This window comes from Terrabacter sp. 2RAF25, from assembly GCF_052115265.1.
Lineage (GTDB): Bacteria > Actinomycetota > Actinomycetes > Actinomycetales > Dermatophilaceae > Terrabacter.
In genome coordinates, this window is record NZ_JBFRGJ010000009.1 from 38,392 (window position 1) to 52,025 (window position 13,634).

The following is a 13,634-nucleotide window of genomic DNA, read 5'->3' on the forward strand; positions in this document are numbered from 1 at the left end:
CCATGGACTTCTACAGCTCCTACGCCCAGGGGTTCGCCCGTGTCGCCGCGTGCACGCTGCCGATCGTCGCGGTCGACCCCGAGCGCAACGCCGACGCGGTGGTCGCCGAGGCCCGCGACCTCGCCGACGAGGGTGTCGCCCTCGCGATCTTCCCCGAGCTGTGCCTCTCCGGCTACGCCATCGACGACCTGTTCCTGCAGGACCCCCTGCTCGACGCCGTCGACGACGCACTGGCCCGCGTCGCCGAGGCCACCGTCGACCTCGCGATCGTGCTCGTCGTCGGCGCACCGCTCGAGAAGGGCTCACGCATCTACAACTGCGGTGTCGTCATCCACGCCGGCCGCATCATCGGCGTCGCCCCGAAGTCCTACCTGCCCACCTACCGCGAGTTCTACGAGCGGCGGCACTTCGCTCCGGGAGACGACCAGCGCGGCCAGACCATCGACGTCGCGGGCGACCGCGTGCCCTTCGGCCCCGACCTGCTGTTCACGGCCACCGACGTCCCCGGCTTCGTGCTGCACGTCGAGGTCTGCGAGGACATGTGGGTGCCGGTGCCTCCGAGCCACGAGGCGGCGCTCGCCGGGGCCACGGTCCTGACCAACCTGTCCGGCTCGCCGATCACCGTGAGCCGCGCCGAGGACCGGCACCTGCTCGCCCGGAGCGCGTCGGCCCGCTGCCTCGCCGCCTACCTCTACGCGGCGGCCGGCGAGGGCGAGAGCTCGACCGACCTGTCGTGGGACGGCATGACGATGGTCTACGAGAACGGCGCGCTGCTGGCCGAGAGCGAGCGCTTCCCCGGGGGGCCGCGCCGGTCGGTGGCCGACATCGACCTCGACCTGCTCCGCCAGGAACGCCAGCGCCAGGGCACCTTCGACGACAACCGCCGCACGCTCGCCGACCGCACCAGCGGCTTCCGCACCGTCGAGATCGAGCTCGCCCCGCCCGCGGGCGACATCGGCCTGCTGCGCAAGGTCGACCGCTTCCCCTTCGTGCCCGACGACGAGGAGCGGCTCGCGCTCGACTGCTACGAGGCGTACAACATCCAGGTCTCGGGCCTCGAGCAGCGGCTGCGCGCGATCGGACAGCCCAAGGTCGTCATCGGCGTCAGCGGCGGCCTCGACTCGACGCACGCGCTCATCGTCGCGGCCAAGGCCATGGACCGGCTCGACCGGCCCCGCAGCGACATCCTCGCGTTCACGATGCCCGGCTTCGCGACGAGCGACCACACGAAGACCAACGCGATCGCCCTCATGGAGTCGCTCGACGTCACGTGGGAGGAGCTCGACATCCGACCCGCCGCGACGCAGATGCTCACGGCGATGGGCCATCCGTTCGGGCGCGGCGAGGAGGTCTACGACGTCACCTTCGAGAACGTCCAGGCCGGCCTGCGCACCGACTACCTCTTCCGCATCGCCAACCAGCGCGGCGGCATCGTGCTCGGCACCGGCGACCTCTCCGAGCTCGCCCTCGGCTGGTGCACCTACGGCGTCGGCGACCAGATGAGCCACTACGGCGTGAACTCCGGGGTGCCGAAGACATTGATGCAGCACCTCATCCGCTGGGTCGTCTCCTCGGGACAGTTCGAGGACCACGTCGGCGAGACCCTCACCTCGATCCTCGACACCGAGATCTCGCCCGAGCTCGTCCCCGCCAAGGAGGGCGAGAAGCCGCAGAGCACACAGGCCAGGATCGGGCCGTACGCGCTCCAGGACTTCACGCTCTTCCACGTGCTCCGCCGCGGCTACCGGCCGTCAAAGATCGCCTACCTCGCGTGGAACGCGTGGCGTGACAGCGAGGCGGGGGAGTGGCCCGCCGGCTACCCGGAGGCCGACCGGACGGCATACGACCTCGCGACGATCCGGCAGTGGCTGGAGGTGTTCGTCACGCGCTACTTCGCCAACCAGTTCAAGCGCTCGGCGCTGCCGAACGGGCCCAAGGTCGTCGCCGGGGGCTCGCTCTCGCCGCGTGGCGACTGGCGTATGCCGTCCGACGCGACGTCCGTGACGTGGTTGAGCGAGCTCGACGCGAACGTGCCTGAGAAGTGAGGAAACCCGAGTGGCAAGTGCAGTGACGGTCCGTGACTACACCGATGCGGACTGGGCGCAGGTGTGGCCCATCATCGAGCAGGTCGTCCGCGCCGGCGACACCTTCCCGTTCCCCGTCGACCTCTCGGAGGACGACGCCCGGGCGATCTGGCTCGAGAACGGCCCCGTAGGCCGCGCGAGCGTGGCCGTCGACGGCGACCGCGTGCTCGGTACCGCGAAGATGGGACGCAACCGGCCCGGTCCCGGCGCGCACGTCTCGACCGCCAGCTACATGGTCGCCTCCGATGCGCGAGGTCTCGGCGTGGGCCGCTTGCTCGTCGTCGACTCGATCGAATGGGCGCGCGAGTCCGGTTACGCCGCAATGCAGTTCAACGCCGTGGTGGCGACGAACAAGAGCGCGGTCCGGCTCTACGAGAGCCTCGGTTTCACCGTGATCGGCACAGTGCCGCGGGCCCACGAGCTCCCGTCGGGCGAGCGCGTGGGCCTCAGCATCATGCACCTCGACCTCTGAGTCAGCTCGTCAGCACGACCTTGAGAGCGCCGGTCTCGGCCGCGCGGGCGAACGTGTCGTAGGCGTCGATGAAGTCGCCCATCGCGAAGCGGTGCGTCACGAACCGCGCCAGGTCGACCTGGTGCGTCGCCAGCAGCCGCAGCAGGGTCGGCGTCGAGTAGGTGTCGACGAGCCCCGTCGTGATGGTCACGTTCTTGATCCAGAGCTCCTCCAGGTGCAGGCTGGCCGGACCGCCGTGGACGCCCACGTTGGCGACCGTGCCGCCGGGGCGCACCAGGGCGGTGCACTGCTCGAACGTGGCCGCCACCCCGACCGCCTCGATCGCCACGTCGGCGCCCAGCCCCTGGGTCAGGGCCCGGACCACCGAGACGGCGTCCTCACGGGAGGGGTTCACCGTGACGTCGGCCCCGAACTGCTTGGCCGCCTCGAGCCGGGCGTCAGCCAGGTCGATGGCCACGACGTGCGCCGGGCTGAACAGCTTGGCGCCCATGATCGCGGAGAGACCGACCGGGCCGGCGCCCACGACTGCCACGACGTCACCGGGCCGCACCCGACCGTTCAGCACCCCGACCTCGTAGCCCGTGGGCCCGATGTCGGCGAGCATGAGCACTTCCTCGTCGGTCACACCCTCGGGGACGGCGTAGGTCGACGTGTCCGCGAACGGCACCCTGACGTACTCCGCCTGCGTGCCGTCGATCTTGTGGCCGAGGATCCAGCCGCCACCGCCGATGCACTGGCCGTAGCTGCCGTCGCGGCAGTAGCGGCACGCACCGCACGCGGTGATGCAGGAGACGAGCACCCGGTCGCCGGGCTTGACGTTCTTGACGCCCGGCCCGACCTCCTCCACCGTGCCGACCGCCTCGTGCCCGAGGATCCGGCCGTCGGTGACGGCGGCGACGTCGCCCTTGAGGATGTGCAGGTCGGTGCCGCAGATGGTCACGGTGTCGACCTTGACGACGGCGTCGGTGTCGGCCTGGACGGTCGGCCTCGGCACCTCTTCCCAGGCCTTGCGGCCGGGGCCGTGGTAGACGATCGCGTGCATGGTGGTGCTCATGTCTCCTCCTCGAGGCCGCAGTTCAGCGGCACGTCACCAGTCCATCGCCGGGACCGGGGAGGAGGTAGGGCCCTAGGTCCCGTCGTCGTGCGGGACCCGGGAGTCAGACCTCGGCGAGCGAGCGGCGCAGCAGCTCGACGAGCGCATTGAGCTGGACGGTGTCTCCGCTGGCGACGTCGACGTCCGAGCCGTCGAGCGCGCGGGCGGCGAGACCCTGCTTGGCGTCGATGAGCTCGGCGATGCGCGAGTCGATGGTGCCCGCGGCGAGCAGGCGCCAGGCCGTCACCGGCTCGTCCTGCCCGATGCGGTGCACGCGGTCGATGGCCTGCTGTTGCTCGGCGGCGGTCCACGACAGCTCGGCCAGCACGACGTTGGACGCCGCGTGCAGGTTGATGCCGACGCCTGCGGCGAGCAGCGAGCAGACGGCGACCGAGACCTCGGGGTCCTTCTGGAACCCGTCGATCGCCTCGGTGCGCTGCTTCGTCGTCTGGTCGCCGCGGATCGAGACGGTGCGCAGCCCCGCGTCGGCGAGCACCTGCTCGGCGGTGTCCATGACGTCGATGTGCTTGGCGAAGAGCACGACCTTGCCCACCGAGTGCGACAGCTGGGCCGCGTAGTCGGCGGCGAGGCGTGACTTGGCCTGGCCGATGCGGCGCACGAGGCTGAAGACGCTCTCGGTGTTCTTGCCGTCGGACTTCTCGCCGGCGCCTGCCCGCAGCTCTCCGGCAGCGACACGGCGCATGAGCGCCTCGTCGGGCTCGCCCGGGATCTCGGTGGCGTTGGCCTCGGCGAGGAAGGCCCGGTAGCGGCGAGCGAGCTTGTCGCCCAATGCCTTCTCGGCTGCCCGGATCGAACGGCCGAGGTCGTCGTCGAGCTCGACGGTGATGTCAGCGATGCGCTTGTCGGGCAGGTCCTTCGCGACGTCGACCTTGCGGCGGCGCACGATGCCCTGGTCGATGACGACCTGCCGAGCCTCGGGGTAGAAGCCGCGGTCGGCCGGCGTGAGGCCGATGCCGTCGAGCCTGCGCACGATCTCGGGGGCGGGCTTTCCGTCCTTGATCCAGCCGAGGAAGCGCCAGATCGCGTCGAAGTCCTTGACGTCGTTGATGAGCGGCGTGCCGGTGAGGGCCATGAGCAGTGGGTTGCCGCCCGGCGTGGTGGCCCGGAGGCGGTCGCCGAGGGCGAGGACCTGCTGCGACCGCTGCGAGCCGAGGTTCTTGATGAAGTGCGCCTCGTCGACGACCATCGACCGGAAGCCGAAGCTCGAGAGCCAGGCGAAGTGCCGGTCGAGGATCTCGTAGTTGACGACGAACACGTCGGCGAAGGCGTCGACGTCGTTGCCGTCGCCGTGGATCACCGTGACGCGGCGCTGCGGAGTCCACCGCTCGACCTCGCGGGCCCAGTTGATCTTCACGACGTTGGGCACGACGGCGAGCATCGGGTAGGCGCCGGCGACCGAGGCCGCCATCACCGACTGCGCCGTCTTGCCGAGGCCGGGCTCGTCGGCGAGCAGGAACGTGCGGTGGCCCTCCTGGACGCGCTGGAGGAACCGCGACTGGTGGACCATGAGCTGCGACCCGGGCGGTGAGAATCGGTCGATCTGCGGCTTGGCCGGCAGGTCCATCGAGGCCGCTTCGCCGCCCGCGCCCTGCTCGAAGGCGCGGTAGAGCGGGCTCAGCAGGTCCCACCCGGCGAGGCGCCCCGGCAGGTAGTCGTGCTGCGAGCGTCCGAGGTCGGGCGTGAGGAAGGGGTTGGCGAGGGCGCGCGACGGCACCGACTGCGGCATGACCTGGCGCGCCGCGATCTGCGGGGGCACCACTGGGCGCGGCGGCTCGGGAGCCTGGATGACGAGGTCCTCGTCGGCGAGCTCGGCGCCCGACTCGAGCAGCCAGTCACGGCGCATCTGCTGCGCCGCGGGGCCGGGCTTGGCGTTCGCGTCGAGCAGGGTCAGCAGGCTCGTGTCACGGGCCGCGATCTGCGCGAGGATCGTCGCGATGCCGTCGAGTCGCTTGAGCAGGTCGGCACGCGTGCCACCCGCGATCGACGCGTCGTCGCGCACGCGGGCTCGCTCGGAGCGCATGAGCAGGGCCACGACGAGGAACTTGGTCCGGTTCGTCGGGCTGGCCTTGCCCTTGCTCGACACCCGCGACTCGACCTCGCGCACCCGACGGGCGAGCACGGGGATGAGCGGCGCCGGGTCTTCCTTGCGCTGGTTCTGGCCCTGGCCGTCGGGACGGCGGCGGACGCGCGTTGCCATGTTCCTCCTGATGACGCGGCGGACGCGGGTCCGATGTCCGGAACGACACCGTGACCCAGATCGAACAGGTGACGCGGTGTCGGCGGCGGACTCGGCCCGAGTCCCGGTGGACGCGCCATCGCGCGCCCGACGTCCCTGCCGGATCCGGCGGTGGCGCCACGGACGGGCGCTGGGACACCACGACTCTACAGCCCGGTCCGCGTGGTCGGTGCCGTATGCCGTCCGGCACGTCGCGAGGGCGCGCGCTCAGCCCAGGCTGACCCCGACGAGCGCGCCGATGGCGTACGTGACCGCCATGGCGGCGAGGCCGCCGGCGACGTTGCGCGCGATGGCGCGCGGTACCGGGCTCTTGCCCATGCGCGCACTGACCCAGCCCGTGAGGGCCAGGGCCGCGGCCACGCTGACGACGGTCACGTGGATGCGTACGCTCTCGGGGCTGAAGCTGATCGTCAGCAGCGGCAGGATGGCGCCCACGACGAACGCCACCATCGAGGCGCCGGCCGCGTGCCACGGGTTGGTGAGGTTGCCCGGGTCGATGCCGAGCTCGGCCTCGGCGTGCGCCGCGAGGGCGTCATGCGCGGTGAGCTCGCGCGCCACCTCGACCGCGAGTCCCCGGCTCATGCCCTTGGCCTCGTAGAGCTGGGTCAGCTCCTCGAGCTCGCCGTCGGGGTCGTCGCGCAGCTCCTGCTTCTCGAGCTTGATGAGCGCGCGCTCGGAGTCGCGCTGGGTGCTCACGGAGACGTACTCGCCGGCGGCCATCGACATCGCGCCCGCGGCGAGGGCGGCCACGCCGGCCAGGATGATCGCCGCCCGGTCGTTGCTCGCGCTCGCGAAGCCCACGACGACGCCGGCCGTCGAGACGATGCCGTCGTTGGCGCCGAGCACACCGGCCCGGAGCCAGTTGAGACGGGCTCCGACGCTGTCGTCGTGCGGTTCGTCGCGGTCGTCGTGCTCGGTCACGCGGGCTCCGATCGGAGAGAGTGGGTAGACCCGATCGTAGGTCTGCGGCGCGACATCCGGCCGCGCGGCCCCGGAATGGGCGAGGATCGGGTCATGTCGGAAATGTCGGATGAGGACGGCTCGGCGGAGGGCGACCTCTTCCGCTGGATGGTGACCGCGTCCCCGGACGGCCTGTGGGTCTTCGACGAGTCCGGCAGGACGATCTTCGCCAACCCCCGGATGGCCGAGCTGCTGGGTCGCGATCCCGACGACATGGTCGGCTTCTCCGTCTTCGACGCCGTCGACGACGTGGGCAAGGTGCAGTTCCGGCAGCACCTCGACGAACTGACCACGCGCGGCGAGCCCGGCGACAACCTCGAGTGCAGCCTCCTCGACTCCCGCGGCGATCGTTTCTGGGCGCTCGTGTCGCACACGCCGCTCGTCGACGAGTCAGGCCGGCGCCGGGGCTGGATGCACCGCGTCAGCGAGCACAGTGCCCAGCGCAAGCTGCTCGACCAGCTCGCAGAGGCACAGGCCATCGCGCGGATCGGCAGCTGGGAGTGGGACGTCGGCAACGACCGCGTCTCGTGGTCCGACGAGCTCTACCGCATCTACGGGATGGACCGCAGCGAGCTGGCCCCGACCTACGAGGGGTTCCTGGCCCGCATCCACCCCGATGACCGTGAGCACGTCGCCGACGTCGTCGGGGCGGCCATCGCGTCGGAGGACTCCTTCGAGTTCGACGCGCGCGTGCTCCGGACCCGCGGCGAGACCGGCTGGATCCGCGGCCGCGGCCTCGTCACCCGCGACGCACAGGGCAACGCGATCCGGATGGGTGGCACCGCGCACGACATCACCGAGCAGAAGGACGCGGAGCAGGCCCTCGGCCTCGTGACCGCGTTGGCGACCGCCGCGAACGAGGCGGCGACACTGGCCGAGGCGTTGCCGGCCGTGCTCGTCGAGGTGGCCCGGCACACGACGTGGCGGCCGGTGCTCGCGACCATCCTCGACGCGGAGGGCGCGCTCGGGGCGCCCGTCCTCGCTGCCGACGGCACCGAGGCGAGCGCCCTGCCGGTCGACATCGGCATGGAGTTCGCCGCCCGGGCCGCCCGCGACCGCACCGTCGTCGCCGACGCCTCGCCGGCCGGGTCGGTCATCGTCGCCGTGCCCGTGGTCGCCGAGGAGCGCGTCGCCTGTGTCGTCGTGCTCGACATGCGCAGCTCGGCGCCCCCGGTCGCCTCCGACGCCGCCACGATCACGCAGCTCACAGCGCTTTTCGCGCGGGTCGCAGACCGCGAGTGGACGGCCCAGCGCCTGGCCGACGCCCGCGACGCGGCCATGGACGCCTCGCTCGCGAAGTCGGAGTTCCTGGCGACGATGAGCCACGAGATCCGCACCCCGCTCAACGGCGTGATCGGCCTGTCCGAGCTGCTCGGACGCACCGAGCTGACGCCGCACCAGCGGCGGCTCTCCGACGGCATCGACCAGGCAGGGCGCGTGCTGCTCGAGCTCGTCAACGACATCCTCGACCTGTCCAAGATCGAGGCCGGGCGTCTCGAGCTCGAGGCCGTCGACTTCGATCCGGCGGCGGTGCTCGAGCGCGGCGTCGCGCTGCTGGCCGAGCGGGCCCGCGCGAAGTCGCTCAACCTGTCGGTGACCCACTCGGCCGATGTGCCGCTGATGGTCACCGGCGACCCGGTGCGCTTCGGGCAGGTGGTCGCCAACCTGACCACCAACGCCGTGAAGTTCACCGACTCCGGCAGCGTCTCCGCGCACCTGATGCTCGAGCGCCAGACCCCGGCCGGGCCCGTGCTCCGCGTCGAGCTTCGCGACACGGGCCGGGGCATCCAGCCGGAGGTGCGCTCGCGCCTGTTCGAGTCCTTCTCGCAGGGCGACTCCTCGACGACGCGCGAGTACGGCGGCACCGGGCTGGGCCTCGCCATCAGCCGACAGATCGTCACGGCCTTCGGCGGCGAGATCGGCGTCGAGAGCGAGCCGGGGGAGGGCAGCACCTTCTGGTTCACCGCCGCCTTCGGGGCCGCGTCGACGGGCAGCCTCGGGCGCACCGAGTCCCAGGTCGCCGCCGTCTCGGGCCTGCGCGCGCTCGTCGTCGGAGCCAACGCTGCCCACCGGCAGCGCGTCGAGGAGCAGCTCGCCGCCTGGTCGATGACCGTGACCTCCGCGGCCTCCGGCGTCGACGGGCTCGTCCAGCTGGACCGGGCCGAGCGCGGTGGCGTGCCGCTCGACGTCGTCGTCCTCGACGACCCCGGCACGGGTGCCGGCGGCCTCCAGGTCGCCCGGATGATCCGGTCCGACGAACGCTTCGCGGGCGTACGCGTCGTGCTCGTCTGCGCGCACCTGCCCCCGCCCGACCCCGCAGACCTCACGGACTCGGGGGTCGACTCGACGCTCACTGCGCCGGTGATGCCGTCGGCACTCTTCGACACCATGTCCGACGTCGCCGCCCGTCACCTCGTGCTGCCCGACCCGGTGGCGGCCCAGACCCTCGTCGTGCAACCGGGTGCCGACGGACACCTGGGCACCGTCCTCGTCGTCGAGGACAACGACATCAACCAGCTCGTCGCCAAGGGCGTCCTCGAGAGCCTCGGGTATGCCGTGCTGCTCGCGGGCAACGGCGTCGAGGGAGTGGCCGTCCACCGCGAGCACGGCAACGAGCTCGCCGCCCTGCTCATGGACTGCCAGATGCCGCAGATGGACGGCTACGAGGCGACGCGCGCCATTCGCGCGCAGGAGCCGGACGGGCGCCGGCTGCCGGTCATCGCCATGACGGCCTCGGCGATCGCCGGCGAGCGCGAGCGGTGCCTCCAGGCCGGCATGGACGACTTCCTGACCAAGCCCATCGACGTCGCGCTCCTCGCCTCGACACTGCAACGGTGGACCGGAGGCGCGCGGCTCCGGCGTCCGCAGACGGGCGGTCCGGTGGTGACGACGGAAGGGACTGCCGACCCGACCGCTCATGAGCCGTCGGCAACCGAGCCGTCTGCAACCGAGCCGTCCGCGACCGAGCCGACGGTGCTGGACGACCGGCGCCTGGCCGAGCTGCGCGACCTCGAGCCGGGTGACCCCTCCCTGCTGCTCCGCTTCATCGACCGTTTCGGCGACGGTGCCCGCAAGCGCGTCATCGAGCTGCGCGCCGCCCACAGCGACGGCGATGCCGAGCACCAGGGCCGGATCGCCCACGGACTCAAGGGATCAGCCTCGAACCTCGGGGCAGCGGTGCTCGCCGAGGTCTGCAAGCAGGTCGAGGACCTCGGCGCCGCCGGCCGCCTCGCCGACGAAGCCCTCGTCGCCCGGGTCGAGGACGAGGTCGACCGGGCGACGAGGGCGCTCGAGGCCTACGCGGCCGAGATCCGCGCGCTGCGCTGAGTCCCGCCCTGTCGAGTGCCAGTTACCGGCGCAGGGACCTCTCGCTCAGGTGGTCTTCGCGGTGCCCGTGCCCGTGCCCGTGCCGCCTGAGCCGTCCGTGCCGCCCGAGCCGTCCGAGAACGGGTCGATGCCCTGGTTCAGCTGGTTCAGCAGGTCCTGTGGGTCGAGCTGGCTGAGCTGGTTCGGGTCGATCCCGGTCAGGCCGCCGCCGGAGACACCGTTCTGGAGGTTCGGCAGCTGCTGGCCGTTCTGACCCTGCTGGTTCGGCAGCTGCTGGTTCTGCCGACCGAACCCGCCCTGGCCGTTGCCGCCGGGGAACTGGAAGTTGCGACCGCCACCCGGACCACGGAACGAGTCGCCACCGGTCGAGCCGGCCGGCATCGCGGCCGCGGCGCCGATCGCGCCGGCAGCGGCCAGCACGATGGCCAGGCCGGCCGTGACGGCGGTCTTCTTCGCGCTCCAGCGCGGCCCGTCGCCGTCTGTGGGGACGCCGTTGTGGGCGGCTGCGCTCTTGTCCGAGAACAGACCGCCGAGGCGCTGCTGCCAGGAGGCGGCCGGTCCCGTCCGCTGCGGCAGACCGGTCGCAGCGAGCGGAACCGACGGCCCGGCCACGGGCACTGCGCCCTCGGAAGCCGGCATACCGGCATACGCGTAGGGCGTGCTGGGCGGGGCGACGGGCAGCTCGCTCGTGGGCGTCGCCGGCGGCAGCAGCTGCGTGGCGTCGGTGCTCTCCGCCGGCGTCACCGGGACGACCTGGGTGTCCCGCGCGGCCGGGTCGAACTGCGGCAGGCTCGGCCGAGGCTGCTCTGCCGGGCCCGGGATGGTGGACTCGTTGCTCATGACAGTCACGGTCGAACCGCTGGCTGTGCGGGTGCTGTGGCTGACCCGTCGGAGGGCTGGGACTTCGAGACAGATGGTCCACAGGATTCGCACAGGGATGTACTGGTCATCGCACAGTCCCAGCGGCTTCACTGGATGACATGAGCGAGAAGACCAAGCCCGCAGCGGCCCGCCTCCAGCGCCTCGACGGCTCCCCGGTGCGGGTGCTCGTCGTCGACGACGAGGCCAACCTCACCGAGCTGCTCGGCATGGCCCTGCGCTACGAAGGGTGGGACGTGCGCGCCGCCGGCACCGGCATGGAGGCCGTGCGCGCCGCCCGCGAGTTCGACCCCGACGCCGTCGTGCTCGACATGATGCTGCCCGACTTCGACGGGCTCGAGGTGCTGCGGCGCATGCGCGCCGACAACAGCAACGTGCCGGTCCTCTTCCTCACGGCGAAGGACGCAGTCGAGGACCGCGTCTCTGGCCTCACCGCCGGCGGCGACGACTACGTCACGAAGCCCTTCTCGCTCGAGGAGGTCGTCGCCCGGGTCCGCGCCCTCATGCGCCGCACCACGATCGCCGTCTCGTCGTCCGACTCGATGCTCGTCGTCGGTGACCTCACCCTCGACGAGGACAGCCACGAGGTGATCCGCGCCGGTGACGAGATCCACCTGACCGCAACGGAGTTCGAGCTCCTTCGCTATCTCATGCGCAACCCCAGGCGAGTGCTGTCGAAGGCGCAGATCCTCGACCGCGTCTGGAACTACGACTTCGGCGGCCAGGCCAACGTCGTCGAGCTCTACATCTCATACCTCCGCAAGAAGATCGACGCGGGGCGCGATCCGATGATCCACACCATGCGAGGAGCCGGTTATGTCCTCAAGCCGGCCGTCTGACGCCTTCGTCGACCGCCCGGACCCCGCGGACCTGCCGGACGCCGACGGGGCGCCGGCCCCTGACCTCGGGGCCCCGGAGGTCGGCTTCACCGATGAGCCCGACGAGCCCGACGACACGCGTACGTATGCCGTCCCGCTCGCTCCCGCCGCCGGCTTTCCCTCCGAGCCCGGCTCGGCTGCGGGCGAGGAGTCCGCGGAGGGCGAGCAGCGCAGCCTGCGTGAGCGGCTCGCCGACGTCCAGGAGCGGGTGCGACCGTGGTCGGCCTGGACGCTGCGCGCCAAGCTCGTGGCGTCGATGCTCGCCCTCTTCGCGGTCATCGGCATGGCCACCGGCACCTTCACCGTCCTTGCCCTCAGCCGCCAGCTGACCAGCCAGGTGGATGACCAGCTCAGGACCTCGATGACCCGCCAGCTGAGCGGGCCCGGGGTCGACTTCGGCACGCGCCAGGACGACCATGGCCCGCGTGGACCCGGCGACGAAGGTCTCGTGGCGCTCCTGCCGACCTCGACGAAGACCATCCCGCAGGCCCTGGGACGCGTGAGCACGGGGGCCCAGCAGCCCGTTCCCCTGACGGCGACCCAGCTCGGCGAGCTGCAGAGCGCCGGCCTCCGTGGCGACGCGGCCAACATCGAGATCACCGGCCTCGGCACCTACCGGGTCCTGGCCCGCACGGTCGTCATCGACAGCGTGCCCGTCGGGGTGTTCGTCGTGGGTCTGCCGATGGACCCGACCGAACGCACGATCGGCCAGATGGTCGTCGTCGCCGCGATGACGGTTGGCGCCGGCATCATCCTCGTCGCGCTGCTCGGCACCTGGCTGGTGCGTCGCAACCTCGAACCGCTGCGACGCGTTGCCGCGACCGCCACCAAGGTCTCGCGGATGCCGCTCGACTCCGGCGCCGTCGCGCTCGCTGAGCGTGTCGACGCCGCCGACACCGACACCCGCACCGAGGTCGGCCAGGTCGGCGCCGCCTTCAACGAGATGCTCGACCACGTCGACGAAGCGCTCAACTCGCGTCACCAGAGCGAGCAGCGCGTGCGTCAGTTCGTGGCCGACGCGTCGCACGAGCTGCGCACACCGCTGGCGTCGATCAAGGGTTATGCCGAGCTGTCGCGTCGCGAGCCCGACGCGGTGCCCCAGACCGTCACGCACGCGATGGGCCGCATCGAGTCCGAGGCCAACCGGATGAGCTCGCTCGTCGAGGACCTGCTGCTCCTCGCGCGCCTCGATGCCGGACGTCCACTCGAAGAGGCACCCGTCGACGTCTCGATGCTCGTCATCAACGCCGTCAGCGACGCCCACGCCGCCTCGCCCGGTCACCGGTGGGACCTCGACCTGCCCCCCGAGCCGGTCGAGGTGCGCGGTGACGCCGCCCGGCTGCACCAGGTCGTCGCCAACCTGCTCGGCAACGCCCGCACGCACACGCCCGACGGCACCCGCGTCACGACCTCGGTGCGGCCGGAGGGCGACTGGGTGCGGGTTGCGGTGCACGACGACGGGCCCGGCGTGCCGGATACGCTGCAGCCCAACGTGTTCGAGCGTTTCGCCCGAGGTGACGACGCCCGAGTCCGGGCCGGCGGCAGCACCGGCCTCGGACTGTCGATCGTGGCCGCGGTGAGCAAGGCCCACGGCGGTCGGGTCGAGCTGGACAGCCAGCCCGGCGACACGACCTTCTCGCTCCTGCTCCCCGCGACCTGACCGGCGGCATACCTCATTCCCGCA

General features: G+C 71.7%; 9 protein-coding genes. 5 read left to right on the forward strand and 4 right to left on the reverse strand.

The genetic code is table 11. The features are described 5' to 3' along the window. Window positions 1-2: 2 nt before the first annotated feature. Window positions 3-2,045: an NAD(+) synthase gene (locus AB4091_RS19695; RefSeq protein ID WP_442294175.1), complete on the forward strand. Its 2,043-nt coding sequence runs from the start codon at window positions 3-5 to the stop codon at window positions 2,043-2,045. Window positions 2,046-2,055: 10 nt separating this feature from the next. Next, the gene (locus tag AB4091_RS19700; RefSeq protein ID WP_442294177.1) at window positions 2,056-2,556 is read left to right on the forward strand and encodes a GNAT family N-acetyltransferase; all 501 of its coding nucleotides are present in this window, start codon (window positions 2,056-2,058) and stop codon (window positions 2,554-2,556) included. Window position 2,557: 1 nt separating this feature from the next. Here the strand turns inward: AB4091_RS19700 and AB4091_RS19705 are convergent, their stop codons facing one another. The 3 genes from AB4091_RS19705 to AB4091_RS19715 form a co-directional block, all read right to left on the reverse strand. Continuing rightward, on the reverse strand, window positions 2,558-3,598 hold the full coding sequence (locus AB4091_RS19705; RefSeq protein ID WP_442294332.1) for a zinc-dependent alcohol dehydrogenase family protein: 1,041 nt from the start codon (window positions 3,596-3,598) through the stop codon (window positions 2,558-2,560). A gap of 115 nt (window positions 3,599-3,713) precedes the next feature. Continuing rightward, on the reverse strand, window positions 3,714-5,867 hold the full coding sequence (locus AB4091_RS19710; RefSeq protein ID WP_442294179.1) for a DEAD/DEAH box helicase: 2,154 nt from the start codon (window positions 5,865-5,867) through the stop codon (window positions 3,714-3,716). A gap of 246 nt (window positions 5,868-6,113) precedes the next feature. After that, window positions 6,114-6,827 carry a VIT1/CCC1 transporter family protein gene (locus AB4091_RS19715; protein WP_442294181.1) on the reverse strand — a complete coding sequence of 238 codons (714 nt, stop codon included), beginning with the start codon at window positions 6,825-6,827 and terminating at the stop codon, window positions 6,114-6,116. 93 nt (window positions 6,828-6,920) lie between these two features. On the opposite strand from AB4091_RS19715, the gene AB4091_RS19720 reads away from it, so the two are divergent. After that, window positions 6,921-10,193, forward strand: coding sequence for a response regulator (locus AB4091_RS19720; RefSeq protein ID WP_442294183.1), 3,273 nt, complete (start codon window positions 6,921-6,923; stop codon window positions 10,191-10,193). Between the two features lie 45 nt (window positions 10,194-10,238). Here AB4091_RS19720 and AB4091_RS19725 read toward each other — a convergent pair whose 3' ends face one another. Continuing rightward, the gene (locus tag AB4091_RS19725; RefSeq protein WP_442294185.1) at window positions 10,239-11,033 is read right to left on the reverse strand and encodes a hypothetical protein; all 795 of its coding nucleotides are present in this window, start codon (window positions 11,031-11,033) and stop codon (window positions 10,239-10,241) included. Between the two features lie 140 nt (window positions 11,034-11,173). On the opposite strand from AB4091_RS19725, the gene AB4091_RS19730 reads away from it, so the two are divergent. Both AB4091_RS19730 and AB4091_RS19735 read left to right on the forward strand, forming a co-directional pair. After that, on the forward strand, window positions 11,174-11,911 hold the full coding sequence (locus AB4091_RS19730) for a response regulator transcription factor (protein ID WP_442294187.1): 738 nt from the start codon (window positions 11,174-11,176) through the stop codon (window positions 11,909-11,911). Further along, window positions 11,889-13,610, forward strand: coding sequence for a sensor histidine kinase (locus tag AB4091_RS19735; protein ID WP_442294189.1), 1,722 nt, complete (start codon window positions 11,889-11,891; stop codon window positions 13,608-13,610). Before AB4091_RS19730 ends, AB4091_RS19735 begins: the two co-directional genes overlap by 23 nt. The last annotated feature ends 24 nt before the right edge of the window (window positions 13,611-13,634 follow it).

Excerpts from the sequence above, each read along its gene's own strand:
- AB4091_RS19710 (WP_442294179.1), bottom strand. The coding sequence starts at position 5,867 with ATGGCAACGCGCGTCCGCCGCCGTCCCGACGGCCAGGGCCAGAACCAG.
- AB4091_RS19720 (WP_442294183.1), top strand. The coding sequence starts at position 6,921 with ATGTCGGAAATGTCGGATGAGGACGGCTCGGCGGAGGGCGACCTCTTC.
- AB4091_RS19735 (WP_442294189.1), top strand. The coding sequence starts at position 11,889 with ATGTCCTCAAGCCGGCCGTCTGACGCCTTCGTCGACCGCCCGGACCCC.
- AB4091_RS19695 (WP_442294175.1), top strand. The coding sequence starts at position 3 with ATGGACTTCTACAGCTCCTACGCCCAGGGGTTCGCCCGTGTCGCCGCG.
- AB4091_RS19725 (WP_442294185.1), bottom strand. The coding sequence starts at position 11,033 with ATGAGCAACGAGTCCACCATCCCGGGCCCGGCAGAGCAGCCTCGGCCG.
- AB4091_RS19730 (WP_442294187.1), top strand. The coding sequence starts at position 11,174 with ATGAGCGAGAAGACCAAGCCCGCAGCGGCCCGCCTCCAGCGCCTCGAC.
- AB4091_RS19705 (WP_442294332.1), bottom strand. The coding sequence starts at position 3,598 with ATGCACGCGATCGTCTACCACGGCCCCGGCCGCAAGGCCTGGGAAGAG.